At 30.6% G+C, this 23,427-nt stretch carries 29 protein-coding genes and 2 pseudogenes; 30 read left to right on the top strand and 1 reads right to left on the bottom strand.

Annotated elements, in window-relative coordinates; genetic code table 11:
- Positions 1-2: 2 nt before the first annotated feature.
- The 30 genes and pseudogenes from ANHYDRO_RS10505 (at position 3) to ANHYDRO_RS03935 (ending at position 22,698) form a co-directional block, all read left to right on the top strand.
- Positions 3-860 carry an aldehyde dehydrogenase family protein gene (locus tag ANHYDRO_RS10505; RefSeq protein ID WP_004813790.1) on the top strand — a complete coding sequence of 286 codons (858 nt, stop codon included), beginning with the start codon at positions 3-5 and terminating at the stop codon, positions 858-860.
- Positions 817-1,236, top strand: a complete 420-nt coding sequence (locus ANHYDRO_RS10500; protein ID WP_004813789.1) for an aldehyde dehydrogenase family protein — start codon at positions 817-819, stop codon at positions 1,234-1,236. Before ANHYDRO_RS10505 ends, ANHYDRO_RS10500 begins: the two co-directional genes overlap by 44 nt.
- A 76-nt stretch (positions 1,237-1,312) precedes the next feature.
- A complete protein-coding gene (locus ANHYDRO_RS11170; RefSeq protein WP_004813786.1) occupies positions 1,313-1,438 on the top strand; it encodes a hypothetical protein in 126 nt (41 codons plus the stop codon).
- A gap of 8 nt (positions 1,439-1,446) precedes the next feature.
- Positions 1,447-3,996 carry a choline trimethylamine-lyase gene (gene cutC / locus ANHYDRO_RS04050; protein ID WP_004813785.1) on the top strand — a complete coding sequence of 850 codons (2,550 nt, stop codon included), beginning with the start codon at positions 1,447-1,449 and terminating at the stop codon, positions 3,994-3,996.
- 17 nt (positions 3,997-4,013) lie between these two features.
- On the top strand, positions 4,014-4,976 hold the full coding sequence (gene cutD, locus ANHYDRO_RS04045; protein ID WP_004813783.1) for a choline TMA-lyase-activating enzyme: 963 nt from the start codon (positions 4,014-4,016) through the stop codon (positions 4,974-4,976).
- An 8-nt stretch (positions 4,977-4,984) separates the two neighbouring features.
- Complete coding sequence (locus tag ANHYDRO_RS04040; RefSeq protein WP_004813780.1) at positions 4,985-5,323, top strand: BMC domain-containing protein; 339 nt, start codon at positions 4,985-4,987, stop codon at positions 5,321-5,323.
- Between the two features lie 11 nt (positions 5,324-5,334).
- The gene (locus tag ANHYDRO_RS04035) at positions 5,335-5,652 is read left to right on the top strand and encodes a EutP/PduV family microcompartment system protein (RefSeq protein WP_244261635.1); all 318 of its coding nucleotides are present in this window, start codon (positions 5,335-5,337) and stop codon (positions 5,650-5,652) included.
- A gap of 109 nt (positions 5,653-5,761) precedes the next feature.
- Entirely contained in the window at positions 5,762-5,941 is a 180-nt protein-coding gene (locus tag ANHYDRO_RS10495; RefSeq protein WP_004813776.1) for a hypothetical protein, read from the top strand.
- 53 nt (positions 5,942-5,994) lie between these two features.
- A complete protein-coding gene (locus tag ANHYDRO_RS10490; protein WP_004813774.1) occupies positions 5,995-6,309 on the top strand; it encodes a hypothetical protein in 315 nt (104 codons plus the stop codon).
- A gap of 48 nt (positions 6,310-6,357) precedes the next feature.
- A complete protein-coding gene (gene eutJ, locus ANHYDRO_RS04025) occupies positions 6,358-7,149 on the top strand; it encodes an ethanolamine utilization protein EutJ (RefSeq protein ID WP_162010668.1) in 792 nt (263 codons plus the stop codon).
- On the top strand, positions 7,139-7,432 hold the full coding sequence (locus tag ANHYDRO_RS04020; protein WP_004813771.1) for a BMC domain-containing protein: 294 nt from the start codon (positions 7,139-7,141) through the stop codon (positions 7,430-7,432). The genes eutJ and ANHYDRO_RS04020 overlap by 11 nt, the downstream gene beginning before the upstream one ends.
- Positions 7,426-7,693, top strand: a pseudogene (locus ANHYDRO_RS11335) (EutN/CcmL family microcompartment protein). The gene ANHYDRO_RS04020 and the pseudogene ANHYDRO_RS11335 overlap by 7 nt, the downstream one beginning before the upstream one ends.
- A 9-nt stretch (positions 7,694-7,702) precedes the next feature.
- Entirely contained in the window at positions 7,703-8,011 is a 309-nt protein-coding gene (locus tag ANHYDRO_RS04010; protein ID WP_004813768.1) for a hypothetical protein, read from the top strand.
- A 69-nt stretch (positions 8,012-8,080) separates the two neighbouring features.
- On the top strand, positions 8,081-8,656 hold the full coding sequence (locus tag ANHYDRO_RS09605) for a phosphate propanoyltransferase (RefSeq protein ID WP_316244743.1): 576 nt from the start codon (positions 8,081-8,083) through the stop codon (positions 8,654-8,656).
- 150 nt (positions 8,657-8,806) lie between these two features.
- Complete coding sequence (gene eutM / locus ANHYDRO_RS04005) at positions 8,807-9,088, top strand: ethanolamine utilization microcompartment protein EutM (RefSeq protein ID WP_037376806.1); 282 nt, start codon at positions 8,807-8,809, stop codon at positions 9,086-9,088.
- A gap of 27 nt (positions 9,089-9,115) precedes the next feature.
- Positions 9,116-10,708 (top strand): acetaldehyde dehydrogenase (acetylating), encoded by a 1,593-nt coding sequence (locus ANHYDRO_RS04000; RefSeq protein WP_004813764.1) that lies wholly within the window; start codon positions 9,116-9,118, stop codon positions 10,706-10,708.
- Positions 10,709-10,749: 41 nt separating this feature from the next.
- Positions 10,750-11,025 carry an ethanolamine utilization microcompartment protein EutM gene (gene eutM / locus ANHYDRO_RS03995; protein WP_004813762.1) on the top strand — a complete coding sequence of 92 codons (276 nt, stop codon included), beginning with the start codon at positions 10,750-10,752 and terminating at the stop codon, positions 11,023-11,025.
- 5 nt (positions 11,026-11,030) lie between these two features.
- On the top strand, positions 11,031-11,822 hold the full coding sequence (locus ANHYDRO_RS03990; RefSeq protein ID WP_004813760.1) for a hypothetical protein: 792 nt from the start codon (positions 11,031-11,033) through the stop codon (positions 11,820-11,822).
- Positions 11,819-12,745, top strand: coding sequence for a DUF4037 domain-containing protein (locus tag ANHYDRO_RS03985; protein WP_004813758.1), 927 nt, complete (start codon positions 11,819-11,821; stop codon positions 12,743-12,745). Before ANHYDRO_RS03990 ends, ANHYDRO_RS03985 begins: the two co-directional genes overlap by 4 nt.
- 1 nt (position 12,746) lies before the next feature.
- Positions 12,747-13,370: a DUF4125 family protein gene (locus ANHYDRO_RS03980; RefSeq protein WP_004813756.1), complete on the top strand. Its 624-nt coding sequence runs from the start codon at positions 12,747-12,749 to the stop codon at positions 13,368-13,370.
- 9 nt (positions 13,371-13,379) lie between these two features.
- Positions 13,380-14,240: a MerR family transcriptional regulator gene (locus tag ANHYDRO_RS03975; protein ID WP_004813754.1), complete on the top strand. Its 861-nt coding sequence runs from the start codon at positions 13,380-13,382 to the stop codon at positions 14,238-14,240.
- Positions 14,237-15,079 carry an iron-containing alcohol dehydrogenase gene (locus tag ANHYDRO_RS03970; protein ID WP_004813753.1) on the top strand — a complete coding sequence of 281 codons (843 nt, stop codon included), beginning with the start codon at positions 14,237-14,239 and terminating at the stop codon, positions 15,077-15,079. Before ANHYDRO_RS03975 ends, ANHYDRO_RS03970 begins: the two co-directional genes overlap by 4 nt.
- A 50-nt stretch (positions 15,080-15,129) precedes the next feature.
- Entirely contained in the window at positions 15,130-15,321 is a 192-nt protein-coding gene (locus ANHYDRO_RS11160) for a hypothetical protein (RefSeq protein WP_004813750.1), read from the top strand.
- Positions 15,322-15,488: 167 nt separating this feature from the next.
- Positions 15,489-16,596 (top strand): annotated as a pseudogene (locus ANHYDRO_RS03965) (ABC transporter ATP-binding protein).
- Complete coding sequence (locus ANHYDRO_RS03960) at positions 16,589-17,386, top strand: ABC transporter permease (protein ID WP_039913977.1); 798 nt, start codon at positions 16,589-16,591, stop codon at positions 17,384-17,386. The pseudogene ANHYDRO_RS03965 and the gene ANHYDRO_RS03960 overlap by 8 nt, the downstream one beginning before the upstream one ends.
- Positions 17,376-18,173, top strand: coding sequence for an ABC transporter permease (locus tag ANHYDRO_RS03955; RefSeq protein ID WP_004813741.1), 798 nt, complete (start codon positions 17,376-17,378; stop codon positions 18,171-18,173). Before ANHYDRO_RS03960 ends, ANHYDRO_RS03955 begins: the two co-directional genes overlap by 11 nt.
- Positions 18,170-19,249 carry an ABC transporter substrate-binding protein gene (locus ANHYDRO_RS03950; protein ID WP_004813739.1) on the top strand — a complete coding sequence of 360 codons (1,080 nt, stop codon included), beginning with the start codon at positions 18,170-18,172 and terminating at the stop codon, positions 19,247-19,249. Before ANHYDRO_RS03955 ends, ANHYDRO_RS03950 begins: the two co-directional genes overlap by 4 nt.
- A 51-nt stretch (positions 19,250-19,300) precedes the next feature.
- Positions 19,301-20,620, top strand: a complete 1,320-nt coding sequence (locus ANHYDRO_RS03945; RefSeq protein WP_148315698.1) for an MFS transporter — start codon at positions 19,301-19,303, stop codon at positions 20,618-20,620.
- A 160-nt stretch (positions 20,621-20,780) separates the two neighbouring features.
- A complete protein-coding gene (locus tag ANHYDRO_RS03940) occupies positions 20,781-22,184 on the top strand; it encodes a uracil-xanthine permease family protein (protein ID WP_039913975.1) in 1,404 nt (467 codons plus the stop codon).
- A 64-nt stretch (positions 22,185-22,248) separates the two neighbouring features.
- On the top strand, positions 22,249-22,698 hold the full coding sequence (locus ANHYDRO_RS03935; protein ID WP_004813733.1) for a hypothetical protein: 450 nt from the start codon (positions 22,249-22,251) through the stop codon (positions 22,696-22,698).
- A gap of 13 nt (positions 22,699-22,711) precedes the next feature.
- On the opposite strand, the gene ANHYDRO_RS03930 is transcribed toward ANHYDRO_RS03935, so the two are convergent.
- Positions 22,712-23,116 (bottom strand): hypothetical protein, encoded by a 405-nt coding sequence (locus ANHYDRO_RS03930; RefSeq protein ID WP_039913973.1) that lies wholly within the window; start codon positions 23,114-23,116, stop codon positions 22,712-22,714.
- Between the last annotated feature and the right edge of the window lie 311 nt (positions 23,117-23,427).

Genomic DNA, 23,427 nt, shown 5'->3' with positions numbered 1-23,427 from the left:
CTATGAAAGTAATAGATACAGATCTTCTTTCAGTTCAACAAGCTAGGATTTTACTAGAGCAGGCAGAAAGTTCTAAGGAATCTCTTCTTGAAATTGACAAGGAAGAAAGAAATGACCTATTAAATAAAATAAAACAATACTATAAAGCTAACATAGACCAACTTGCAAAAATGTCTTTTGAAGAAACATCGTATGGAAGATATGAGGATGAGATAAAGCTTGGTAAATATTATTTAGATAATTTAGATAACGAGCTAGATTTCTATCCTAACATATTTGACATAGTAAGCGGTCAAAATTCAAGACAAGTAGCCCTTTCAAAAGGTCTTAGCCTTGTATTTATAGCCCCATACCTATCAACACTTACTTGTTTTCAAGCAATTTATTTTGCAATAAGGGCCCTAAATCCTCTTATTATAGTAAGTGATACAAGATGTGAAAATACAGTAACAAAGATGGTTGAAGATATTAAAAAAATCTTAAAAGAAGATTTTTATCCAAGAGGATTTTTAGATATCTTAACCTACAATTCTGACTTAGGAGAAAAAACCTTATACGAAAGCGATAAAGTTTCTTTCATATTAGAAAATCTTCTAAGTGAAGATAAAAGAGAAATTCAAAACGATCAGGCTCAAATTTTTAAAGCAGAAATAGGCAATAACATAGTATTTATAGATAAAGATTGCGATATAGATAAGGCAAGTTGTGAAGTTATAAATTCAAAAGCCTTTAATAATGGTCTTTTGCCAGGCGTTGAGCAATCGGTAGTAGTAGAGGAAAATGCCTATGACCAAGTCGTTCAAAAATTTAAAGAATATGGTGCATATTTTTTTAAGCAAGGACGAGCATATAAAACTTGAAAAAATTTTATATGACAAAAATTACAATTGCAGGAAGGAACTTATAGGAAGAAGTGCAAAACAAATTGCCGAAATTGCAGGAATAAAGGTTAATTCAGATACAAAGATTTTAGTAGTTACCAAACCTTATGTATCAGAAAATAGCCCTTACTCAAAAGAAAAATACAATCCTATTCTTTCCCTATATATTGAAAATGATTGGTTAAACGCTTGCGAAAAATGTGTTGAATTAATTTTAAATGACAAAAAAGGTCAAAGCCTTTCAATATATTCCAATGATTCCTATGTAATAGAACAATTTATAGAAAAAAAAACCGGTTGCAAGAGTTCTAGTAAATTCTCCAACAGGTTTAGGATCAGTAGGAATAGGAACTAATCTTCCAATAAGTTTTAGCCTATCGACTAAAAAAATAGAAGGATTAAATCAAACATCCCTAACACCAAATCACTTTATGAAATTTAGAGAAATTGGTATATGCGATGAAAAAGATATAAATTCTTTTCTAAGTAAAAAAACAGTGAAAAAAGACAAAGATTTATTTGAAAAAATATTAAATTCATTAGAAAAAAATTATTAGGAGGAGAAATGGACTTAAGAGAGTTTTCTAAGAAATTGGCAATGGCTACAGAGCATATGTCAGATTCTGAAAAAGAAAGTGTACGTCAATTATTTGAAAAAGTACAAGACCAATTAAACAAAGAAGATAATAACAATACAAATTTAAATGTAGGAATACAATCAGAAGGAACACAAATTCCTGATGGACCAACACAAAGACTTGTTGATCTAAAAGCAAACTTTTTAAAACAAGTTCCAACTATAACCTTACATAGGGCAAAAATAGTAACAGAACTTACAAGAGAAAATCCAGGAATGCCAAAGAATGTACTAAGAGCAAAAGCTTTTAGAAAAAATTGTGAAACAGCACCACTTGTTATTCAAGATAATGAATTAATAGTAGGTTCACCTTGTGGAGCACCAAGAAGTGGAGCATTTTCTCCAGATATATCTTGGAGATGGCTAAGAGATGAATTAGATACAATTGAAAATAGACCTCAAGATCCATTCCACATTTCAGAAGAAGATAAACAATATTGTAAAGACGTATTATTCCCATTCTGGGAAGGAAGAAGTCTTGATGAAGTTTGTGAAGACCAATATAGAGATGCAGGAGTATGGGAATTATCAGGAGAATCTTTCGTATCAGACTGTTCTTACCACCAAGTAAACGGAGGAGGAGATTCAAACCCAGGATATGACGTAATTCTAATGAAAAAAGGAATGAAAGATATCCAACAAGAAGCGAAAGATCACTTAGAAAAACTTGATTATTCAAATCCAGAAGATATAGATAAAATTTACTTCTACAAGTCAGTTATTGAAACAACTGAAGGAGTAATGATTTATGCTAAAAGATTAAGCGAATACGCAAAACAATTAGCTCAAAAAGAAACAAATCCAAAAAGAAAAATGGAATTGGAAAAAATAGCAGAAGTAAATGCTTATGTTCCAGCAAACAAACCAAGAACATTCTGGGAAGCTATTCAAGCTGTTTGGACAATAGAATCCTTACTAGTAGTTGAAGAAAACCAAACAGGAATGTCTATAGGAAGAGTTGACCAATACATGTATCCATTCTACAAAGCAGACATCGAAAGTGGAAGAATGAATGACTACCAAGCATTTGAGCTTGCAGGATGTATGTTAATAAAGATGAGTGAGATGATGTGGTTAACAAGCGAAGGATCATCTAAATTCTTTGCAGGATACCAACCATTTGTAAATATGACAATCGGTGGTGTTACAAGAGAAGGTGCTGATGCAACAAATGATTTGACATACCTATTAATGGATGCAGTAAGACACGTAAAAGTATACCAACCATCACTTGCAACAAGAATTCACACAAAATCTCCAGAAAAATACTTAAGAAAAATTGTAGATGTAGTAAGAGCTGGAATGGGATTCCCTGCTTGTCACTTTGATGATACTCACATAAAAATGATGCTTGCTAAGGGAGTAAGCGTAGAAGATGCTAGAGATTATTGTATGATGGGTTGCGTTGAGCCACAAAAATCTGGAAGATTATATCAATGGACATCAACTTCATATACACAATGGCCAATAGCAATAGAATTAACACTTAACCATGGTGTTCCACTTTGGTATGGAAAACAAGTAACACCTGATTTAGGAAGCCTATCAAACTTTGATACATGGGAAAAATTTGAAAAAGCTGTAAAAGAACAAATTTCATATATAACAAAATTAACAGCAGCTGCAACAACAATTTCTCAAAGAGTTCACAGAGACATGGCACCAAAGCCATTAATGTCAGTAATGTATGAAGGTTGTATGGAACATGGTAAAGATGTTTCAGCAGGTGGAGCTATGTATAACTTCGGACCAGGAGTTGTATGGTCAGGACTTGCAACTTATGCAGATAGTATGGCAGCAATCAAAAAATTGGTTTACGATGATAAAAAATATAGCCTAGAACAATTAAATGAAGCATTAAAAGCAGAATTTAAAGGCTATGATCAAATTAAAAGAGATTGCTTAGATGCACCAAAATATGGAAATGATGATGACTATGCAGATAGCATTTGTAACGATATTATAAACTTTACAGAAAGAGAACATGCTAAATATAGAACACTTTATTCTAGACTTTGCCATGGAACACTTTCAATATCAAACAACACACCATTTGGACAAATGACAGGAGCATCTGCAAACGGCCGTGATGCATGGACACCATTATCTGATGGTATATCACCAACACAAGGTGCTGACTTTAACGGTCCAACAGCAATCATTAAATCAGTATCAAAAATGGCAAATGATTCAATGAACATGGGTATGGTACACAACTTTAAAATTCAAAAGGGAATTTTAGATTCTATAGAAGGTGAAAATGCTCTAGTAACCTTATTACGTACAGCTTGTATGTATGGAAATGGTGAGATGCAATTTAACTACCTAGACAATGAAACCATGTTAGATGCTCAAGCTCATCCAGAAAAACACAGAGACTTAGTTGTTCGTGTAGCTGGATACTCAGCATTCTTCGTTGAATTATGTAAGGATGTACAAGACGAAATTATAAGCCGTACAATGCTAGAACATTTCTAGACTAGAAAGGAATATAAATGGATGTAGATTCAAAAAAAGAAGGAATTGAAAGAACTGCTAGAATTTTCAATACTCAAAAATACAACGTCCATGATGGTCCAGGTGTAAGAACTTTAATATTTTTCAAGGGTTGCCCACTTAGGTGTAAGTGGTGCTCCAACCCTGAAGGATTAAAAAGCGAATATCAAGTAATGATCAAAAAAAATGCTTGTATAAATTGTGGTCAATGTGTAGATGTTTGCCCTAAAAAAATTCATTATATGGAAAATGGCATCCACAAAGTCCATAGAGATATAACATGCATTGGTTGTAGAAGATGTGAGAAAAATTGCCTACAAAAAGCTATAGAAATTGTTGGTGAAGATAAAACAATAACTGAATTGATGGATATTGTTAAAGAAGATAAAGATTTTTATATGATGAGTGGAGGAGGACTTACAGTAGGTGGTGGAGAATGTAGTGCCCAAGCCGAAAGTTTAAAATCCTTACTCGAAGCAAGTCATATGGATGGAATAAATACAGCTATAGAAACTTGTGGATATATGCCAAGAAAATCTTTAGACCTAATAAAAGACCATGTAGATATTTTCTTATTTGATATTAAGCAAATGGATCCTGTAAAACATAAATATTGGACTGGAGTAAATAATGAAAGAATCTTATCCAATCTAAGATATTTACTCGAAAGTGGAAAAAAAGTTAGGGTAAGGATGCCAATTTTAAAAGGCGTAAATGATAGTCATGAAGAAATAATGGCAGTTGTCGATTTTTTAGAAGATTTTAAATGTTTTAAAAATTTTGATGGCATAGATTTACTCCCTTATCATAGGTATGGAGTTGGAAAATACGAACAACTCGATATGGACTATCCAATGGATAGTGAAATGGAAGGAGAATTTGCCTTATCAAATGAACAACTTGATGCAATTCAAAAATGGATTGATGAAAATAAAATTGAAGTAAATTTAGTAAGGCATTAGGTGATTATATGGAAAATTTACAAAGAATAGTTCAAGAATCAGTTCCAGGTAAACAAATAACCCTTCTTCATCTTATTTCATCTCCCGATCCATCGGTGAATGAGAAAATCGGTTTGGATAAGGGAAATGCCATTGGAATTATGACCCTAACCCCAACAGAAAGTTCTATAATAGCAGCTGATGTAGCAGCAAAGGCTGCAAGCGTTGAAGTTTGTTTTATAGATAGATTCAACGGATGCGTACTTTTACAAGGTGATAATGAAAGTGTAAAACAGTCCTTAGAGGCAGTTAAATATACTTTTGAATCCATGCTAAAATTTACCTCTTGTCCTGTGACAAAGTCATGAGAAGAAAGTGGTTGATAGCTGGCAATGATGGGGTGGGAAAAACAAGTCTAGCAAGCTTAATTGAAGGAGTTGACCTTAAAGCAAAAAAAAGTTTAGACTTGCAATTTAGAGATAAGACTATTGAAGTTTCAGAAGGCTATATTGAAAATCCTTACTTAAATAGTGCCTTGATTATGGTTGGTCAAAATCAAGCATTAGTAAATATTTTCATGATAGACCTAGAAAAAGATTGTCATTTCCCACCAAACTTTGCCAAGTCATTTACTAGACCAACTATTACTGTAATTAATAAGATTGACTTATATGATAAAAAACAAGTAAAAAATTAAGACAAATAGCCGAGGCTATTGGAAGTGATCATATATTTGAGATATCTATTAAAAAAGGCATGGGTCTAGATAAGTTAAGAAAATATATAAAAGAAATTGAGGATGAAAGATGCTTTTTATAACAGAAGAAAATTTAAGATACCAATACAAAAAAAGCCCTTTTGACTCATATATCATTGAAAAAGGTAGTAAGCTAACTCCACAAGCTAGACAATTTCTTTTAGATTTTAGAATTGACATAATTGACAAGTCAAAGCCTAAAAAAATAAAAAAGAAGAAATTAAGCTAAAGGATAATCCAGATTCTAAAAAATCGGATGATGATAAATTAGATAAGAAAGTAGTGCTAATAATTAAAAAACTAGCACTTGAAATAAGAGATTTTGATCATGAATTTGCAACTTATCTAAATAACTTAGCGATAAAAATTTATAAAAATGAAAAAATAGACCTAGAGGAAAAAGAATGTAAAAAAGAAGAGGCTATTAATATCTACATAAACATGAACCTTGATAATCCATATCTTAAAAGCTTTGTAAGTATTGATGAAGCAATTGAGAAACTTAATAAAATCAAAGAAGAAAAAAATGAAGATTTCATAGATAAATTAGCTTCTAGACTTTATAAATGGTTTATAAACATTAGCAAAGGAGGATAAGCTTATTAATTTAGAAAATGTAAATAAAGTCATAAAAGACTTTGAACAATCAATAGAAAAGCCCATAAAAACAAAAATAAAAAACTCTATACAGGTATAGACATAGGAACTGCTTTTATAGTCTTATGCGTCTTTGATGAAGACAAAAGACCAGTTGCAGGAGCTTATGAATTTGCTCAAGTAGTTAGGGATGGAATGGTTGTAGATTATATAGGAGCTTGCGATATAGTAAGAAAGTTAAAAAATCAACTAGAAGAAAAACTAGGAGAAGAACTTCTTATTGCAGGATGTGCTATACCACCAGGAACAGAGAATATAGACGGTGGAGCCGTTAAAAATGTTGCTGAATCAAGTGGTTTTATAGTAGAAAAAGTCCTAGACGAACCAACAGCTGCAAATAAATTATTAAATCTTGATAATGGAGCTGTAGTTGACATTGGTGGTGGTACAACTGGAATATCAATAATAAAAAATGAAAAAGTAGTTAAAGTTTTAGATGAGCCTACAGGGGGAACCCATTTCTCATTAGTCCTATCAGGAGCATATAAAATAGACTTTGATAGTGCAGAAAAATTAAAAAGAGATTTTTCTAAACATAAGGAAATATTTCCTGTAGTAAGACCTGTTATAGATAAAATAATTTCTATAATTGAAAATTCAAGTAAAGACCAAGAAATTGATCAAATTGTTTTAGTAGGTGGTACAGCACTTTTAAGTGGAATGGAAGATTATGTTTCTAAAAAGACAAATATAAAAACTCTAAAACCATCAAACCCTATGTTTGTAACACCAATAGGCATAGCCTTATCACTAATAGAGGATCAAAAAAATGGATATTAGACTAATAAAGGCGCCAAGCCCAGCTACACTTGATATTGTTAAAAACAGATCAAAATTAAAAATCGAAACAAATCCTGGAGCAATGGGACTTGTTCAGGGGAAATTAATTGAAATGACTCTAGCAAGTGACATAGCTTATAAAACTAGTGGAGTTGAAGTTATAGATGTTAGAGGTTCATGTCCACAAAATATGATTATGCTCGCAATAATAGGAGAGATGGAAGAAGTTAAGGTCGCCCTAAGAAATATTGAAGAAAAAATTAAGGAAAAAGATATATGGTAATCGCAAAACTTATAGGCAATGTATGGGCTACAAGAAAGTATGATTCACTAAACGGTCTTAAATTTATGTTAGTAGAAATTTTAGATGGAAGTGAGAAAATAAAAAATAGTAGCAGTAGATACAATAGGTGCTGGTAGGGGAGATAGGGTAATTATAACCCAAGGCTCATCTGCAAGAGCAATCCTAGAGGAAAATCAAAATCAAAAAATTCCTGTAGATGCTGTTATAGTCGGAATAATAGACGAGGATTGTGATTTCTAGGAGGTTTTGATGAAAAGACTCATAAGTCAAGAAGAAGTCTTAAAGAACAAAAATGAAAAAGAAATCTATATCGATGATAATACTATAATCACAGCAGCTGCCAAAGACCTAGCAAAAGAATTTGGTATAGAATTTAAAAAATGTGATTGTAAGAGTCAAAAAAATGATATAGAAGAAAAGAAAGAAGAAGTTAAAGAAAGTCAAGACTGTAAAAAATCATCAGCTGTTTTATCAGAAGATCAAATTTACAAGATTCTTAAAAAAGGTATAGAACAAGGCCTATTATCTGAATCAGATATTGAAAGGATGATGGGTTAGGATGAATGATTTAAGTCAGTTGTTAGAAAGTTTAGTAGATAATTATAAAAAAATAAAAACGAAGTTAATATAGACCTTTATAAAGTTCCTGTAGGAATATCAGGAAGACATATTCACCTATCACAAAAAGACTTAGATACTCTTTTTGGTAAGGGATATAAACTTACACCAATAAAAAGCCTATCACAACCTGGACAATTTGCATGTAAGGAATGTGTAACAATTGCAGCGAAAAAAGGTTGTATAGAAAAAGTTAGGGTAATAGGACCAACAAGAAAACAAAGTCAAGTAGAAATACTTAGGTCGGATGCCTTTAAACTTGGTATAAAACCAGTACTTAGACTCTCAGGTGATCTTAAAGACACTCCAGGAGTTACAGTAATTGGACCGGCAGGAACAGTTATTTTAAATGAAGGGGCAATAGTCGCTCAAAGACATATTCATTTTAATAATCTTCAAGCAAAAGAAAGAGGATTTAAAAATGGAGATATAGTTTCAATAAGAACTAAAGGCGAAAGATCGGCAATACTTGAAAATGTAAGTATTAGGGTTGGAGATAATGGATATCTTGATTGTCACATTGATCAAGAGGAAGCCAACGCTCTAGGCTTAGGTCCTAAAGACTTTATAGAAATTATAGTATAAGGGGTTTAGATGACAGAGAAAAAACAAGAAGTAGCAAAGAAAACTGAAGCTACAAAAGACCAAGAAGTAAAGACAGAAGTAAGCAAAAAAAATACAAATAAAAATACAAATAAAAATGTAAAAAAAGAAGAAAAAAAGGAGATTAAAAAAATGGCACAATTAGACGCATTAGGAATGATTGAAACAAAAGGTTTAGTAGGAAGTATCGAAGCAGCAGATGCTATGGTAAAAGCAGCTAACGTTACATTGATGGGAAAAGAAAACATCGGTGGAGGACTTGTAACAGTTTTAGTTAGAGGAGATGTAGGAGCTGTAAAAGCAGCAACAGATGCAGGAGCTGCAGCAGCACAAAGAGTTGGAGAATTAATTTCAGTTCACGTAATTCCAAGACCACATACAGAAGTTGAAACAATCTTACCACACAAAGAATAATAAAAATAAATTAGAAAGAAGGTAAGCATGGCAGAATTAGATTTTGATCTATCTTCAATCCAAGCAGCAAGAGATCTTGCTAGAAAAGGAGCTGAAGCAGAAAAAAAATTAAGAGATTATACATTCGATCAAATTGATAGAATTATAAAAGCAATCGCAGAAGCTGGAGAAATTCATGCAAAAGAATTAGCAGAAATTGCTGTAGAAGAAACAGGTTTTGGAAAAGTAGAAGATAAAATTTATAAAAACCACATGGCTAGTGGACTTTTATATGAAGAAATTAAAAATCAAAAAACTATAGGAATAGTAGATGCTGACGAAAAAGGTCAAGTTATTACTGTAGCAGATCCAGTTGGTTTGGTAATGGGAATTGTTCCATCAACAAATCCAACATCAACAGTTTTATACAATTCAATGATTGCTATAAAATCTAGAAACCCTATAATCTTTAGTCCACATCCAAAAGCTAGTAAATGTACATCAAGAGCAATTGAGATTGTAAATGAAGCGGCTGTAAGAGCGGGAGCACCAGAAAATATAGTACAAGGATTAACAAAACTTTCAATGGATGCAACAAATGAATTGATGCATGCTGACGAAGTTAAATTAATCATTGCTACAGGTGGTCCAGCAATGGTAAAAGCAGCATATTCTGCTGGAAAACCAGCTATAGGAGTAGGAGCAGGAAACTCTCCAGCCTATATAGAAAAAACTGCTGATATCAAAAAAGCTGTTAGAAATATAATGGCATCAAAAACTTTTGATAATGGAACAATTTGTGCATCAGAACAATCACTTATTGTTGAAAGATCAAATAGACAAGAAGTTGTATCAGAATTTGAAAAAGCTGGTGCATATTTCATGACTGATGAGGAATGTAAAAAAGTTTGTGCCTTATTATTTAGAAATGGAACAGCAATGAATCCTAACTTTGTAGGAAGAAGTGCAAAAGTTATAGCAGATGCTGCAGGAATTAGTATACCAAATGGAACTAGAGTACTTGTTGGTGAACAATATGGAGTTGGAAAAGAATATCCACTATCTTATGAAAAATTAACATCAGTACTAGGATTTTACACAGTAAATGATTGGAAAGAAGCTTGCGATCTTTCATTTAAACTTCTAGAAAATGGTATAGGTCACACAATGAGCCTACATACAGAAGATAAAGAAATTGCAAGAAAATTTGCTATAAAACCAGCAAGTAGAATTCTTGTAAATACCGGTGGAACAATGGGAGGAACAGGACTTACAACAGGCCTTCCAATAGCTTTAACCTTAGGTTGTGGAACAATGGGAGGATCAAGCGTATCTGAAAATGTTGGTCCAAAACACCTTGTTAACTTCAAAAAATTAGTTTATGGAGTAAAAGATGCTGATAAACTTGTTGAAGAAGATGAATTATTCAAAAAATATCACGGAAATAATTCCTCAATAAATAATAACTCATTACCAAACTATGGAAATCAACCAAAATATTTTGAATATTCAACAGGTTGTAATAATTGTAAAACAGAAGAAGAAAAAAGATCTTCAAACTTTAATGAAACAGGTGAGATAAACCTAGAAGAATTAAAAGAAATGGTAGACTCACTAGTAAATGCCTTCAAAGGTGAATAAATAAGTTAATAAAAAAATAAAAAATATAAAGGAGAGAAAAAATGAACGAAGCTTTAGGAATGATCGAAACAAAAGGATTAGTAGGAAGTATTGAAGCAGCAGATGCTATGGTAAAAGCAGCTAACGTTACTCTTGTAGGAAAAGAACATGTTGGTGGAGGACTTGTAACAGTTTTAGTTAGAGGAGATGTAGGAGCTGTAAAAGCAGCAACAGATGCAGGAGCTGCAGCAGCACAAAGAGTTGGAGAATTAATTTCAGTTCACGTAATTCCAAGACCACATACAGAAGTTGAAACAATTTTACCAAAAAATAAATAAGAATCATGAAATATGATTTATCAAACTTTTATAAAGATTTAAAGCTAAAGTTTAATAAATCAAATGGCAAGGAAGTTATTCTATTTTTGATGGAAGAATTTTCTAAAACTATAAGTTTAAAAGATGAAAGAGCCATTATCGCTGTCGGTAATGAGCTCGCATCTTTTCTTAGAGTAAAGGGTCAAACAGACTTTGCTTATAAGATTTATAAAGTAATACAAAAATTAGTGTTAGACAGCTGCGGATTTATTTCAAAAGATTATGCCAGTCTTCTAATAAATATATCAAACTGCGATATAGTTGCTAAAAACTATGACATGGCTATTAAAAATTTAAATGAAACTGAAAATATTTTAAAAGAACTTGAAGATACAAAATATTTGATGGCAAGTGTATATAATAATAGGTCTCAGGCTTATAGGGCAAAAAATATGCTTGATTTAGCCCAAGAAGATATTGAAAATGCTCTAAAAATTATAGAAAATGAAGAAAAGATAGCTGTATCTAAAATTAATCTTGCAGAGATTTTAATACTCAAAAAGAAGTTTGGCAAGGCCTTGGTAAATGCCAATGAGGCTATATTTTATTATGAAAAAAATAAGTTAAGACTTCCACACTTGGCTAATGCTTATGCAACAGCTGCCAATATTTACTATAATAATAAAGAATACTATACATCTATATATTATTATGAAAAAGCCTTGGAAGTGTTTGATGAAACTGTTGGTAAGGGTCCAGTAAGGGATATTTTAGTTAAAAACCTTAATCAAGCTAAAAAACAAAGGGATATGTCATGAAAGGAATTGAATTATCTAAAAAATATTTTAATGATATAGCCTATCCTATATTTAAAGACACTTGTCCAGAAATTTTAGATATTGCATCAATTGGACTTGTAGGAGAGGGCTCTGAATGTTTTGGTCTTGATGATGATATTTCAAAAGATCATGATTTTGGTCCTGGATTTTGCATTTGGTTAAAAGAAGATGATGTAAAAATTTATAAAAATAAAATTGAATCTGTACTCAAAAAATTACCAAAGGAATTTTTAGGATATGAGAGAATTGATTCGAAGCTTTCAGATAAAAGAGTGGGCTTATTTTCTTTAGAGGATTTTTATGAAAAATACACATCATATAGGAAGTTTCCAATTAAGGATATAGATTTTTTAAAAATTCCAGAATCTTTCCTTGCTACTGTTACTAATGGAGAAATTTTTTTAGATAATTGTAGTCTATTTTCAGATTATAGAAAATATTTACTAGATTTTTATCCAGAAGATGTAGTTAGAAAAAAACTTGCAGCCTATTTATTTCAAATGGCTCAAGCTGGACAATATAACTTAAAAAGGTCTCTTGATAGAAGTGATATTTCAGCAGTTTTTTTTGCAAAGGCTGAGTTTATGGAAGCTTTATTTGGAGTGCTTTTTTTATTTGCAAAAGTTTATATGCCTTATTATAAATTAAGATACAAAAGACTAGTACAAATTAAGTATTATCCTGACCAGTTATTTGAGGATATGAATAAATTTTTCTTATCAAATGATAAAAAAGATCTTGTTTATTTGAGTGAGAAATTAAGTCTATATGTAAGAGATATATTAAAGTATAGGTCTATTACTAGATCAGATGATGATTTTTTATTAAATCATGCAATTGAAATACAAAATTCAATTAAAAATCCACAAATTAGGGCCATTAATTTGGTGAAAGGAAATTAATATGAGATATTTATTTACAAATATTGATAAAAACTTGATGAAAGATATAGTTGAGGATTATAATTTATCATGTATTTTTGATGAACTTTCTTGGATTTTAGATTTTGAATGGAAAAACTTTGATCAAATTAGGGGGATTAATGGCAGGGCAGTGTGCCAGGATTCACCAAAAGAATTTTTTATTATGAGACTTGCTCAATACTTAGCCTATAATAAAAAAGTTATAAATTATATATATGAAGACTTAAAAGAAGCAGAAAAAAATTCTTTTAATCCAATTTTTGATAAATATGCCAGGATGATGGAATTTACTGATAAGGATAAGTTTGTATCTATTAAAGAAAACTTAGAAGTCTTATCACCAGTTAAGCTTCATTTATTGGAAAATATTAAAAATATATTAAACTTAAAGTCAACGGATACTCCAAAGGAACTCTTAAGAGTAAGGCCAAAAGAGACTGAGGATAAAAGGATTTCATCAAATGACTATTATATAGCAGAAATTTCATCTTTGTCTTTAAAAAGCTTGTGGGCTATTGAAGAGATGATAAAAGATCCTTCTTATAACTTGGAAGAAAGTATTTACGAAAATACAAAGTACTTATTTAAAAAACTAAATGATTAAGGAGTAAAAATGATCAATAAAGAAAAATTATATTCCATTGGTCAAGCTTCAAACAAGGCGGATGTATCTACTAGAACTTTAAGACATTATGAAACTATAGGGCTTATAAAACCTGACTTAGTTAAAGAAAACGGATACAGGTATTATACAGAGGATACTATCCTTTTAATTTCTATAATAAAATACTTACAATTTATGAATTTTTCATTGGATGAGATTAGAGATTTTATATTTAATGCAGATTATGATGATGTTAGTAGAACTTTTAATGAACTAATTAAAAGAACAAGCAATGATATAAAAAGATTAGAAGAAAGATTAACTATAATAAAAGATTGGAATGAGTTAATATCAGAAGCATCTTCAGCTTTTTTAATTGGAAACAACACTCCAAGTATTAAATACATTAAGGAAAGCGAATTAATTTCCTATCCTATGGATTTTGATTTTCACTATGAAGATACTGTCTTAGATTTAGACTTTGCAAATTTTGTAAAAAGCAAGGATAACAAGATAACAGGTCCTGTTATGTTTTATTTTGATTCTTATATTAAAAGATTAAAATATGAGAAGGAACATAGGCCTATAAAGGGTCTATACATACAAAAAGCAGTAAAACCAATTCTTGATAAGAAAATCACCTTCACTATAAAAGATGGATTTTATGGATCGATTTATCATTTTGGAAAATATGAAAATTTAAGTAAATCCTACGAAAAACTTAGAAGTTGGGCTAAAAAATATAGGTATAAATTATCAGACGAGGTTATAGAAAGATTTGTAGTGGATTCTTGGACTTTTAGAGATGAAAAAAAATATGTAACAGAGATACTAATACCCATAGAAATGAAAGTAGAGGAAAATAAATGACATTTTCAGTAAAACCTACTATAAATGTTGGAGATGATAGCCTAGAAATTTTAAATTCTTTAGACGTTAATAAAATATTTTTTGTAACAGATCCATTTGTAGTAGAAAGTAGAATGATAGACCAAGTAACAAGATTATTAGATAGAAATATTTCTTATGATATTTTTAGTGAAATAAAACCAGACCCTAGCCAAGAATTAGTTGAAGAAGGAAAAAAAGCCCTAAAGGCTTCAAATCCTGACTTAATTTGTGCAATTGGGGGAGGATCTGCAATCGATGCTACCAAGGCTATTATTTATGACATATATAATGAAGAAAAAACAAAGAAAACTTTTGTAGCCATTCCTACAACAGCAGGGACAGGAAGCGAGTCTACAAATTTTGCAGTTGTAACAGTTGGTAATGATAAAAAAGTATTAATAGATGATATAATGCTTCCAGATTATGCCCTATTAATTCCAAAATTTACAAAAACTGTGCCAAATTTCATTACAGCTGATACAGGAATGGATGTACTTACTCACGCAATAGAGGCTTATATTAGCAAAAATGCATCAATATATACTGATACTTTTTCAAAAACTTGCATAGAAACAGTTTTTGAAATTTTACCAAAAGTTTATGATGATGGGGATAGGCTAAAACTTAGAGAAAAGATGCTAGAAGTTTCAAACATGGCAGGAATTGCCTTTAATAATGCAGGACTTGGAATTAACCATTCCCTAGCTCATACAATTGGTGGAACTTTCCATATTTCTCATGGTAGATTAAATGCAATACTTCTTCCTTATGTAATAGAATATAATTGTAAAAATTCAGAAGAGGCTAGAAAAAATTAGATAAATTAGCTCAAGAACTAAATCATAGGGACTACACTTGCCTAATCAAAGTGATAAAAGAAATGAATCAAAAATTTGGTATCCCAGAAAAATTAAGAGGACTTGGAAAAATTGATGAAAAATCTTACCATGATGCTGTAGAAAAAATGGCACTTACAGCCCTAAACGATAGGTGCACACCAACAAATCCAGCCTTGGTTACAAAATTTGATTTGGCAAATATCTTAAGAGATGCTTTTTAAAAATAAATATATAAAGAATACTTCTAAATTTCAATGTGTCAAAAAATAGGATGGTTATAATTTTAATTAACCATCTTATTTTTTTAAAAAATAAAGTGATTTTTATTCTGTGAGTGTTTTTTCTTCTTTTATGTTATACTTTTAAAAGAAACTATGGGGGTGATAATGTGTGTGATAATAAATATTCTGTTGTTTTAAAGAAGGTTTCTAAATTTTTTGATGATGAAGAAATATTAAAATCTGTTGATTTGGAATTAGAAAAAGGAAAATTTTATACTCTCTTGGGGCCTTCTGGTTGTGGAAAGACTACAATTTTAAACCTTATTGCCGGTTTTTTGGAAGCAAATTCTGGGGAAATTTATATAAATGGTGAAAATGTTTTGAATGTACCTGCAAATAAGAGGACAGTTAATACTGTTTTTCAAAATTATTCTCTTTTTCCTCACATGAATGTTTTTGATAATGTTGCCTTTGGGCTTGAAATTAAAAAAACTGATAAAAAAATTATAGAAAAAGAGGTTAAAAAAAGCTCTTGATATGGTTAATTTATCTGGTTTTGAAAAACGTGAAATTTCTCAAATGTCTGGTGGGCAAAGGCAAAGAGTTGCCATAGCTCGTGCTATTGTTAATAAACCTGATGTGCTTTTATTAGATGAGCCCTTGTCTGCTCTTGATATGAAGCTTCGTAAGTCTATGCAGGTCTTACTTCGTGATTTGCAATGGGAGCTTGGAATAACTTTTGTTTTTGTAACCCACGACCAAGAGGAAGCCCTTGCCATGAGTGATTGGATTTTTGTAATGGATAAGGGAGAAATTGTCCAACAAGGAAGTCCAAAAGATATTTATGATGAACCGATAAATCGCTATGTTGCCCAATTTATTGGAGAAAGTAATATTTTAAAGGCTAGGATGGTTGATGATTATAAGGTTGAATTGTCTAATAAAACTTTTGCTTGCTCTGATGCTGGAATTAATAAAAATGAAAGAGTTGAAGTTGTAATTAGACCTGAAGATATTAATATTCTCCCAATAGATGAGGCAGATATAGTTGTAAATATTGATAATATCTTGTACAGGGGAGTTTTTAATGAATTAATTTGTTTTGATTCTTCTGATTTTAGGTGGAAAATTCATACAACAAGAAATTTTGAAGAGGGCGATGATATAGGAATTTCTTTTGATGCAGAAAATATCCACGTTATGCGTTATAACGAAAGCGAGGATGATTTTGATAAGAGAATGGAAAAATATGCTATAGGAGAAGATGATGGCTAAAAAATACCAAAAATTATCAGCTATTTATTATATTTGGATTTTAATTTTTATAATTGCCCCAATTCTTCTATTAATTTACCAATCATTTTTTGATATTTATGGAAATTTTACCTTTAACAATTATATTTCCTATTTTTCAAATAAAAATTATATGATTATGACCTTTAATTCTATCCTTACTGCATTTTTGATAACAGCCTTTACCCTTTTTTGGGCCTATCCTTTTTCATATTTTTTATCCAAGGCTAAGCACAAAGATTTTATCTTGCTTTTGGTAATTCTTCCAACTTGGATAAATTTGGTTTTAAAGGCCTATGCCTTTATTGGACTTTTTAATAAAAACGGTAGTATTATGGGATTTTTAGGACTTGCAAGTAAGGGGGTTTTGTTTACAAATCCTGCCTTTATTTTGGTTGCATCCTACGTTGAGCTTCCCTTTATGATAATTCCGATTTTTAGGGCTATAGATTCTATTCCAAATGAATATATAATTGCAAGCGAAGATTTGGGAGCAAGTAAGTTTCAAACTTTTAGAAAAATAATTCTTCCCCTTTCTATGGACGGAGTAATGGCTGCAAGTCAAGCTGTTTTTATTCCTTCTCTTTCCTTGTTTTTGATTACAAGAATTATTGGTGGAAATAAAATTATAACCCTAGGAGCTGCAGTAGAAGAACATTATTTGGTAACTCAAAATTGGGGCATGGGATCGACTATTGGTTTGGTTTTGATTTTTATGATGTTCGGAGTTATTTCTATTTTAAATAAAAAGGCGGTCAAAAATGGAAAATAAAAAAAATAGACTGGGAAATTTATACTTGATTTTTTTATTTATAGTCATGTACTTACCCCTAGGATTTTTGATTTTTTATTCCTTTAATAGCGGGGGTAATATGAATGTTTTTGAAAGCTTTACCCTAAAATATTATAAAAAAGTTTTTGAGGACGAAAGATTAATAAATATTGTAATAAATACCCTAATAATTGGACTTTTGTCGTCTTTAATTGCAACAATTATTGGAACACTTGGTGCTATTTCAATTTACTATATGAGGGATAAAAATTTAAAGAAGAAGGTTTTAAGCCTAAATTCGGTTTTGATGGTTTTACCTGATGTAATGATGGGGGCCTCATTTTTGATTTTATTTTCATTTTTAATAAAAATTCCCATGGGTTTTTATTCTGTTTTGCTCTCTCACATTGCCTTTTCGATTCCAATTGTGGTTTTGATGGTTCTACCAAGACTTTACGCCTTAAATTCTGATATGATGAAGGCTGCGGAAGATTTGGGAGCAAATGATATTACTATTTTAAATAAAATTATCCTTCCAAATATTGCAAGTGGAATTTTTGCGGGATTTTTTATGGCCCTAACCTATTCTCTTGATGACTTTGCAGTTACATTTTTTGTGACAGGATCAGGATTTTCTACTCTTTCTGTAGAAATTTATTCAAGAGTTAGGACAGGAATTTCTCTGGAAATAAATGCCCTTTCAACCATGATTTTTATTTTGTCCTTAATTTTGGCGATTGGCTATTATGTCATACAAAGTAGAGAAGAAAAAAGGAGAGCAAGATGAATAAGGTTTATAAATTTTTTATAGGAATTTTAACTATTTGTCTTCTTTTATTTTTGGGACAAAAAAAATTAAACGAAAAAGAAAAGGACCAGGATTCAAAAAATATTTATTTTTATAATTGGGGAGACTATATAGATCCTCAAATTATAAAGGATTTTGAAAAAGAAACAGGCTATCACGTGATATATGAAACTTTCGATTCTAACGAGGCCATGATGGCAAAAGTGGAGCAGGGAAAAACTTCCTACGATTTGGCTTTTCCGTCAGAATATACGGTTGAGATGATGAAAGATAAGAAACTTTTGAAAAAATTAGACCATTCAAAAATAAAGGGTCTTAATAATATAGATCCTAGATTTTTAAATTTATCATATGATCCAAATAACCAATATTCAATTCCATATTTTTGGGGATCTTTTGGTATAATTTATAACAACAAAAAGTACAAAAAAGAAGATTTTTCATCTTGGAAAAATTTGTGGGATCCTAAATTTGAAGGAGAAATTTTATCTTTTGATGGAGCAAGGGAAACTTTGGGAATTGGACTTTTGGCAAATGGCAAATCTTTAAATGAAACTGATGAGAAAGTTTTAAGGCAAACTAAGGATGAATTAGTTGGTTTTATGAAAAATGTAAAGGCAATCCTTGCTGATGAGATAAGAATGTATATGGCCCAAGGTGAGGCTGATGTTGGAATTACATTTTCTGGGGAAGCTTCAATGGCAGAATCTATTAATCCAAATCTTTCTTACACGATTCCAAAAGAAGGATCAAATATTTGGTTTGATACCATGGTTATTCCAAAAACATCAAAAAATACCAAGGGGGCTTACGCCTTAATAAATTATCTTTTAAGGCCAGAAGTTGCAGCAAAAAATGCAGATTATGTTTGGTATCCTACTCCAAACAAAAAGGCTATGAAATATATTGATAAAGAAGCAAGAGATGATAAGACCTTGTATCCGGACGATGAAGATATAGAAAAGTTGGAAGTTTTTAAAAACCTTGGCAAGGAAAGAACAATACTATATAATGACTTGTTTTTAGATTTGAAAATTTCCCCACATGCTGATTAATAAGGTCCTTGTCAAATTTGGCAAGGATTTTTATAAATTTAAGGAATGAATATGGAAAGAGAAAAAAGTTTGAAAAAAATTCAAAAAATAGGCTATGGCTTGGGAGATATTGGGTCCAATTTTTCTTGGACTTTTATATCTTCTTTTATAATGCTTTATTGCACAAATATTATAAAAATTGACCCTGCCATAATTGGGTCCTTGTTTATGGTATCAAAAATTTTTGATGGAATAAGTGACATAATAATGGGAAGAATTATTGATAAAACCAATAGTAAAATGGGCAAGGCAAAAATTTGGTATCTGATTTCAATTTTTCCGACTGTAATTTTTACCTATCTTTTGTTTAATGTGAGAGATAATTTCAGTCAAAATGGAAAATATGCCTATGTATTTTTAATTTATTCCTTGCTTGGAACAATTTTTTATACTATGAACAATATTTCCTATTCGGCTATGACAGCCCTTTGCACTAAAAATAAGGAAGATAGGGTTGAGATGGGATCTTTTAGGTATTTTTGTGCCATGATAGCCATAGTTTTTATAAACTCTTATAGCCTTAATTTGATAGTTTATTTTGGTAAGGGACAAAAAGCTTGGTCAAAGCTTGCCCTTATTTATTCAATTATTGCCCTTATATTTTTACTTATTCCTGTATTTTCAGTAAAAGAGCTTAAAGATGAAGAGATAAAAAGTGATTTTAAAGTTTTCCAAAGCATAAAAATTTTACTTAAAAATAAATATTTTATCCTCATATTTTTTCTCCATATCTTCACCTACCTATCAATTGCTCTTTCATCAACTATGATGGCTTACTTTGCAAAATATAGTTTAAAAAATACAGATAGGCTTATTACAATAAATATTTTCACCTATCTACCAATAATATGTGCCCTTCCCTTTATACCAAAGATTACTAAAAGATTATCTATGAGAGATGCTGGAATATTAGGCCATAGTATAGGTTTGCTTGGGGGATTTATTTTAATTATCTCTCTTGTAAGAAAATCATTTATTTTATTTTTATTGGGTATATTTTTAAAATCTTTGGGTACAGCTCCTCAAACAGGGGTTTTAAATGCAATAATAGCAGAAATTGATGATTCTTCTTTTAAAAAAAATGGGAAAAAACTTACTGGAACAATTTATTCATTAACAACTTTTTCCATAAAATTAGGAGCTGGCTTGGGAGTTTTTATAAGTGGAATTTTTTTAAAAATTGGTCAATTTGATGGACAAATATTAGATCAAGGACAAAAGGCCTTAGATTTTATTAATTATTCTTATATACTATCACACGCCCTTCTTCCTCTAATCTCCTTATTTATATTTTATTTTTTAGACCTTGAAAAATTTAATGAAAAATATTAATTTAGATTTTTTAAAATAAATTTTTTAAGGGTTTGTAATAATTTTTATCCTATGATATTCTTATTATGTATTTTGTTACTATATCAATTATAAAAAGCAATTTTTATTGTCCTTTTAATTGATTAAATTAAACAAAAAATTTTATATGAAAGAGAAGAATATGGAAAAAAACAAATCACTTAACGGACTTTTTAGTTTTGATGGAGATGCAACTTTGAGAGAGTCCTTGCCCCTTGCTTTTCAACATGTTATAGCAATGATAGCAGGATGTATAACTCCAACTTTAATTTTTGCTGGAGCAGCAGGACTTAATCATTCAGACACAATTATCATGATTCAAATTTCTCTTATAGGATCAGCCCTAACAAGCTTACTTATGATTTATCCTATAAAAAAAATAGGGTCAAAACTTCCCATGATTTTTGGAGTTTCCTTTTCCTATCTTCCAACTATGATTGCACTTTCAATTCAGTTTGGAGCAAGAGGGCCCAAAGAAGTTGTGGCCATAGTTCTTGGTGCCCAAGTAGTTGGAGGAATTTGTGCCATACTTTTTGGACTTGGATTAAAATACATAATGCCTCTTTTTCCACCCCTTGTTTCAGGAACTGTTGTTCTTGTAATAGGTCTTTCGCTTTATCCGATTGCAATTACAAATATTGGAGGCGCAGGAAGCGTAGATGTAGCTGGATGGGGAGCATGGCAAAATTGGCTTGTTGGAGGAATAACTTTAATTTTATCCCTAGGCTTTACCCATTTTGGAAAGGGAATGGTAAAACTTGCTAATGTATTATTTGCAATAATAATAGGATACATAATTTCTTTATTTTTTGATATGGTTGATTTTTCATCAGTAAGTCAAGCTGGATGGATTTCTGTTGTTGAACCATTTCATTTTGGCATATCTTTTGAACCATCAGCAATTTTTTCAATAACAATTATTTTTATTGTAACAGCCATTGAAGGAATAGGAGATATGACTTCAACAACTGTTGGAGGAATGAATAGGATTCCTTCAAAAAGAGAATTGAGTGGTGGTACTATAGGTTTTGGTGTGGCAAATATATTTTTAGCTGCACTTGGTTGCCTTCCAACAGCAACATTTTCACAAAATGCAGGAATTATTTCAATAAATAAGGTTATAAACAAAAAAGTATTTACCCTTGCTTCTTTAATAATTTTGGTATCAGGACTTGTGCCAAAATTATCATCAATCCTTACAACAATCCCATATCCAGTTTTGGGAGGAGCGACCCTTTCAATTTTTGCTGCTATAACAATGAATGGGATTAGGATGATAACAAGTCAACCCCTATCTGCAAGAAATACTTCAATTGTTGGAGTATCAGTAGCAATTGGAATTGGATTTACATCAGTTGTATCAAGCGCACAAATAGCAGGAGTTTCCTTTATGCCAGAAGGACTTTCAATAGCAATTGGATCATCACCAGTTGTGCTTTCAACAATTTCTGCTATTTTGATGAACCTATTAATACCAGAAAAAGAAGAAGATAAGGCAAAAGAAGATTCTATAGAAAGTTTAGAATTAAAAGAAATAGAAAATTAAATAAAAAATATTGGGGATGTAAGTTAATTTCATCCCTAAAATTTTACTTAAAAAAGGAGTGAAAATGTTAAAGGATAAAAAATATTATAATCTAGTAAAAAAACAATTAGATAAGGATAAAATTTTAGAAAAATTTGAAAAAAATAATGGAAAAATAACAAGTGTAATGGAAATTGACGTGGTAAAGATACCAGAAAATGTAAATATAGACCAAAAGGAAGACCATGAAAATGGAATTTATGCTTTTGGGGTAAGTTTTTCAAATATAAACCAAAATGCAGGAGTACTTTTAGATATAAAAGAATTTAAACCCCTATCACCTTTTTGGATTTTTAACCAAGATAAGAGTCAAAAGGATATAAGCCAAAATGATTTGAAATTTTTTATGGAAACCTTGGTAGAAAATATAGAAGATGGAAATACAAACTTTCCAATTTTTGTATTTTATAATAGCAAAAATAAATTATCCATATCTCCACAAGCTATAGATCCCTTGGATATATTAAAAAAATAAGAAGGACTCCTTCTTATTTTTTTGCTTTTTTATCCAAAAAATACCTAATTTCCTTATAAAAGAGGGATAAAATATAGGCTCCTGTTAGCATGTATAAGTTAAAAGAAATAGACTTGAAACCCTTAAAATCATTCACATCCATATTAAGATATACCAAAACCATAGATAAGACCATAATTATAATAATGGTGAAGAAAACTGCAAGCAAAAACTGGTTTTTATATTTGTTACTCTTGTACAAGTCAAAATGATCTGAAAAAAGCAGGGTTACAAAGATAAAAATTAAATCTCCAACTAGAAGAAGTCCACCGCTCATATTAGTTTTTAAAAAATAAGCCCCCATTGTTAAAAACAAAATAAGTAAGATAAATACCCTAAAAATATTTGGCCTAAAAATCTTGATTAATTTTTTTATCATAAAATCCTCCTAGGATAATAATATCATAAGGCAAAAACTTTAAAAATTATTTTTAAATAGCTTGGGTAAAAAATAAATAGGAGGGATATATGGCGATTTTTGATAGAAAAAATGAAAAAGGATTTGAAAAAATAGTGGAATATTACGGACTAGAGGATATAAAAAAGAAGATTTAAATCTTATATCTGAGAATTCTTCTATGTTTGCTAGTGGCGGAATTAACGGCTTATTTGCACAAAATTGGCTAATGATTAAACAACTTGATAGGTTAAATAAAAATATAGAAAAATTATTAGAAAAAAATTCGTAAA

The sequence above is a fragment of the Anaerococcus hydrogenalis DSM 7454 genome (assembly GCF_000173355.1).
In the GTDB taxonomy this organism is placed as follows: Bacteria; Bacillota; Clostridia; order Tissierellales; family Peptoniphilaceae; genus Anaerococcus; species Anaerococcus hydrogenalis.
Note: the sequence above shows the minus strand (reverse complement) of the source record. Positions and strands in the feature narration are given on the sequence as shown.

Coding starts and splice junctions, on each gene's coding strand:
- ANHYDRO_RS03960 (WP_039913977.1), top strand. CDS start 16,589: ATGGCTAAAAAATACCAAAAATTATCAGCTATTTATTATATTTGGATT.
- ANHYDRO_RS10500 (WP_004813789.1), top strand. CDS start 817: ATGGTGCATATTTTTTTAAGCAAGGACGAGCATATAAAACTTGAAAAA.
- ANHYDRO_RS03990 (WP_004813760.1), top strand. CDS start 11,031: ATGAAATATGATTTATCAAACTTTTATAAAGATTTAAAGCTAAAGTTT.
- ANHYDRO_RS10495 (WP_004813776.1), top strand. CDS start 5,762: ATGCTTTTTATAACAGAAGAAAATTTAAGATACCAATACAAAAAAAGC.
- ANHYDRO_RS03980 (WP_004813756.1), top strand. CDS start 12,747: ATGAGATATTTATTTACAAATATTGATAAAAACTTGATGAAAGATATA.
- ANHYDRO_RS04010 (WP_004813768.1), top strand. CDS start 7,703: ATGAAAAGACTCATAAGTCAAGAAGAAGTCTTAAAGAACAAAAATGAA.
- ANHYDRO_RS03975 (WP_004813754.1), top strand. CDS start 13,380: ATGATCAATAAAGAAAAATTATATTCCATTGGTCAAGCTTCAAACAAG.
- ANHYDRO_RS10505 (WP_004813790.1), top strand. CDS start 3: ATGAAAGTAATAGATACAGATCTTCTTTCAGTTCAACAAGCTAGGATT.
- cutD (WP_004813783.1), top strand. CDS start 4,014: ATGGATGTAGATTCAAAAAAAGAAGGAATTGAAAGAACTGCTAGAATT.
- ANHYDRO_RS04040 (WP_004813780.1), top strand. CDS start 4,985: ATGGAAAATTTACAAAGAATAGTTCAAGAATCAGTTCCAGGTAAACAA.
- ANHYDRO_RS03935 (WP_004813733.1), top strand. CDS start 22,249: ATGTTAAAGGATAAAAAATATTATAATCTAGTAAAAAAACAATTAGAT.
- cutC (WP_004813785.1), top strand. CDS start 1,447: ATGGACTTAAGAGAGTTTTCTAAGAAATTGGCAATGGCTACAGAGCAT.
- ANHYDRO_RS04000 (WP_004813764.1), top strand. CDS start 9,116: ATGGCAGAATTAGATTTTGATCTATCTTCAATCCAAGCAGCAAGAGAT.
- ANHYDRO_RS03955 (WP_004813741.1), top strand. CDS start 17,376: ATGGAAAATAAAAAAAATAGACTGGGAAATTTATACTTGATTTTTTTA.
- ANHYDRO_RS03950 (WP_004813739.1), top strand. CDS start 18,170: ATGAATAAGGTTTATAAATTTTTTATAGGAATTTTAACTATTTGTCTT.
- eutM (WP_037376806.1), top strand. CDS start 8,807: ATGGCACAATTAGACGCATTAGGAATGATTGAAACAAAAGGTTTAGTA.
- ANHYDRO_RS04020 (WP_004813771.1), top strand. CDS start 7,139: ATGGATATTAGACTAATAAAGGCGCCAAGCCCAGCTACACTTGATATT.
- ANHYDRO_RS03985 (WP_004813758.1), top strand. CDS start 11,819: ATGAAAGGAATTGAATTATCTAAAAAATATTTTAATGATATAGCCTAT.
- ANHYDRO_RS03945 (WP_148315698.1), top strand. CDS start 19,301: ATGGAAAGAGAAAAAAGTTTGAAAAAAATTCAAAAAATAGGCTATGGC.
- ANHYDRO_RS11170 (WP_004813786.1), top strand. CDS start 1,313: ATGAAATTTAGAGAAATTGGTATATGCGATGAAAAAGATATAAATTCT.
- ANHYDRO_RS03970 (WP_004813753.1), top strand. CDS start 14,237: ATGACATTTTCAGTAAAACCTACTATAAATGTTGGAGATGATAGCCTA.
- eutM (WP_004813762.1), top strand. CDS start 10,750: ATGAACGAAGCTTTAGGAATGATCGAAACAAAAGGATTAGTAGGAAGT.
- ANHYDRO_RS03930 (WP_039913973.1), bottom strand. CDS start 23,116: ATGATAAAAAAATTAATCAAGATTTTTAGGCCAAATATTTTTAGGGTA.
- ANHYDRO_RS03940 (WP_039913975.1), top strand. CDS start 20,781: ATGGAAAAAAACAAATCACTTAACGGACTTTTTAGTTTTGATGGAGAT.